This window comes from Okeania sp. SIO3B5 (genome assembly GCF_010692555.1).
Classification (GTDB): Bacteria; Cyanobacteriota; Cyanobacteriia; order Cyanobacteriales; family Microcoleaceae; genus Okeania.
The window spans coordinates 1-3,903 of the sequence record NZ_JAAHHG010000732.1; the positions used below are offsets into that span (position 1 = coordinate 1).

The following is a 3,903-nucleotide window of genomic DNA, read 5'->3' on the forward strand; positions in this document are numbered from 1 at the left end:
AGTGACGGTACAAAGGTTGATGCTCCTAAACCACTTAAGAAACGAATTAAGAAGTTAAGAAAGTTAAGTAAGTCATTATCTCATAAAACTAAAGGCTCTAAAAGGTATGAAAAAGCCAGGGTTAGAGTAGCTAAATTCCATGCCAAGCTGAAAGATACAAGGACAGATTTTCTACATAAATTATCCACTGAAATAATTCGTGAAAACCAAACAATTGTTTTAGAAGATTTAAACGTTTCTGGAATGGTAAAAAACCGTAAATTATCCAGAGCAATTTCAGATTTAGGTTGGAGACAATTCCGGACATTCCTAGATGGAATTGCTGAAAAATATGGTCGTGATTTTAGAGTAATTAGTCGTTGGGAGCCTACTTCTCAAATTTGCTCAAATTGTGGCTTTAAAGGTGGGAAGCTAGACCTGAAGGTGCGAGAATGGGAGTGTCTCAACTGTGGTGCAAAACATGTTCTTAGACGAGAATGCAGCAATAAATATATTAGTCGCGGGCGGGCAGTCCGAGACAAAAAACGGACGTGGAGGCAAGCGTAAGACTACCGCCAAGGTAGCAGCAGTCAATGAAGTGTCAACCCACCGAGGAGCTTAGGCTCGGTAGGAATCCCCGTGCCTTTAGGCCGGGGAGGATGTCAATAGCACATCTTTCCCCTTCCTGAAGCCTTCCTAATTAATTGTTAACAAAATTATATTGACAAATATGACAATTTCTGTAGACCAAGTTAACCAAATAGTTTGGAACCATCACCACAACCCCTTTGAAGTCCTCGGTGCCCATCAGATAGAACAAGATGGCAAAACTGTAACAGTAATCCGAGCTTACCAACCAAGTGCTGAAGCTGTCTCAGTCATTTCACCAGTAGACTGGAAAGAGTATCCAATGGAGTCAGTCCATAATCCACATTTCTTTGAATGTGTAATAGACGCTCCAGAACTGGCCAACTATCAACTCAAAATCAAAGAAGGAGAACACGAACGAGTCATCAACGACCCCTACGCCTTCCCTTCTCCGAAACTCACAGACTTTGACCTTCAACTATTTGGAGAAGGAAATCATCATCGTATCTACGAAAAACTAGGGGCACATCTCGCAGAAATTAACGGAGTCAAAGGAGTCTATTTTGCTGTTTGGGCACCCAATGCTCGTAACGTTTCAATTTTAGGAAACTTCAACTATTGGGATGGTCGTAAACATCAAATGCGGAAAGGCCACACAGGTATCTGGGAATTATTCATTCCCGATATTGGCCCTGGAGAACACTACAAATATGAGGTGAAAAACTGGGAAGGACATATCTACGAAAAAAGTGACCCTTATGGATATCAACAGGAAGTAAGGCCCAAAACAGCTTCCATTGTTGTTGACCTAGACTCATATACTTGGAACGACCAAGAATGGATGGAGAAACGTCGCCATACCGACCCTCTCACTCAACCTATTTCTGTCTATGAATGCCACCTGGGTTCTTGGATTCATGCCTCTGCTGCTGAACCTGCTAAACTGCCTGATGGGAAAACTGAAGCTGTAGTTCAAGTCTCAGAACTCAGAACAGATGCCCGTTTTCTTACCTACCGAGAATTAGCAGATCGCCTAGTTTCCTACGTTAAAGATTTAGGCTATACCCATATAGAAATGTTGCCCGTAGCAGAACATCCTTTTGATGGTTCTTGGGGTTATCAGGTTACAGGATTTTTTGCCCCTACCTCTCGCTACGGTAATGCTGAAGATTTCATGTACTTTGTAGATAAATGTCATGAAAATGGTATAGGCGTAATTGTAGACTGGGTACCGGGACATTTTCCAAAAGATGGACATGGTTTAGCATTCTTTGATGGTACTCATCTCTATGAACATCCAGACCCCCGCAAAGGCGAACACAAACAATGGGGTACTTTAGTATTTGACTATGGTCGTAATGAAGTCCGTAATTTCCTAGTTGCAAATGCACTTTTCTGGTTTGAAAAGTATCACATTGATGGTTTTAGGGTAGATGCAGTTGCTTCTATGGTGTACCACAACTATATGAGACCTGATGGTGAATGGGTTGCTAACCAATACGGAGGCGTAGAATATATCGAAGCTGCTGATTTCCTTCGTCAAGTTAATCATTTAATTTTTGGTTACTATCCTGGTACTCTCTGTATTGCAGAAGAATCTACTGCCTGGCCAATGGTAACGTGGCCTACTTATGTTGGTGGTTTGGGCTTCAACCTCAAATGGAACATGGGTTGGATGCACGATATGCTGGACTATTTTGAAATGGACCCTTGGTTCCGACAGTTCCACCAGAATAATGTTACTTTCAGTATTTGGTATCACCACAGTGAGAACTATATGTTAGCTCTGTCTCACGATGAGGTGGTACATTGCAAGAGTAATATGTTGGGTAAGATGCCTGGGGATGATTGGCAGAAGTTTGCTAATGTTCGGGCATTGTTTGCTTATATGTTTACTCACCCTGGTAAGAAAACTATGTTTATGGGGATGGAGTTTCCTCAGTGGGGTGAATGGGATGTTTGGGGCGATTTAGAATGGAATTTGCTCCAACATGATGCTCACCAAGGAATGAAGCGATTTTTCCGGGATGTGAATCACCTCTATCGTTCTCAACCTGCTTTGTATGAACAAGATTGTAATGAGGAAGGATTCCAGTGGATAGATTGTAGTGATAATAATCATAGTGTGGTGTCGTTTCTTCGCCGCGCTAAAGATGGGAAAGAATTTGTGGTAGCGGTTTGCAATTTTACTCCTCAACCCCATAGTCACTATCGCATCGGTGTACCCGAACCAGGATTCTATACTGAAATATTTAATAGTGATGCTGGTAATTATGGTGGCAGCAATATGGGTAATTTGGGTGGTAAGTGGACTGATGATTGGTACTTCCATAGTTATCAACAGTCTTTGGATTTATGTTTGCCTCCTTTGGGTATTTTGGTGTTGAAGTTAGACAAGGAGAAAACGTTAGCAGTGATGCAGCAGTCTGAGGAGACAGAAACTGAAACTGAAACTGTTTCTGAAGGTTAATTACTAAGAGCAATTAAGGCAAAATAGTCTTGTGGAATGGGCATCTTGCCCGTTCCTAATATTTTCACCGCAAGCAGAAGTTATTGATAAGAGGAGTCAGGAGTCAGAAAGGATGAGAGTTGGAATTATCCGGGGATATTCCCGCATTTTATCTCTGCATTGAATTGAAGTAGAAAGTGCGATAACTATATAACCGGATTTTATATGAGACTCTGTTTGATACTGCGCTAAGAGAAATTAGTTTACTCTCGAATAACACTTCATCACCGGAAACTAAACAACAGTTACAGCAGATAAGCAGTCAAATTGAAAATATTAGACCTTTATTGGAAGGAACAGTAAAAACTGATGTTAAGGTTTCTGGAAGTTTGTTGGAACCGGTGGTGTCGGAAAAAGTTGAGACGACTGAAGTAACAAGAGTTGACAGGTTAAGATTTTAAAGATATCGCTACAAATTTTACTATTAGTCCAGAGTTAAACCAAGAGTTTCAACCTGTTAATTTAATTGCCAGTTTCTCTGACTTACAAATTAACCAAGTGGTGGGAGGGAAAATTAGTGGGAAAGGCGACGTTGTTATTGAAGAAGGAGTCAGGAGTTAGGAGGGAAGAAAGAACAGGAGAAGGAGAAAGTTTTTTATCACTAATTAGGGCTTGCTGATTAAATCTAAAAGCATTGACTAATATCATGTCCGGATGATTAGGTATAATAAAACTAAGGGGAGCGATCGCCATAAAGTAGGAGTAAGTAATGCCGAAGTTAGTCACGATTGAAAACCACTTAACAGTAGAACAGTTAGATCAAAGATATCGTTATGCTCGTGAAGTAACTGAGAAAATTCACTATCAAACAATTTGGTTATTGGCCA

At 40.8% G+C, this 3,903-nt stretch carries 2 protein-coding genes; both read left to right on the top strand.

What is annotated here, in order from left to right; all coding sequences use genetic code 11:
• On the top strand, positions 1–546 hold a 546-nt coding region (locus tag F6K54_RS41630; protein ID WP_293090355.1), incomplete at its 5' end, for a transposase.
• A 163-nt stretch (positions 547–709) separates the two neighbouring features.
• Positions 710–3,037 (top strand): 1,4-alpha-glucan branching enzyme, encoded by a 2,328-nt coding sequence (glgB, locus tag F6K54_RS41635; protein ID WP_293090356.1) that lies wholly within the window; start codon positions 710–712, stop codon positions 3,035–3,037.
• The last annotated feature ends 866 nt before the right edge of the window (positions 3,038–3,903 follow it).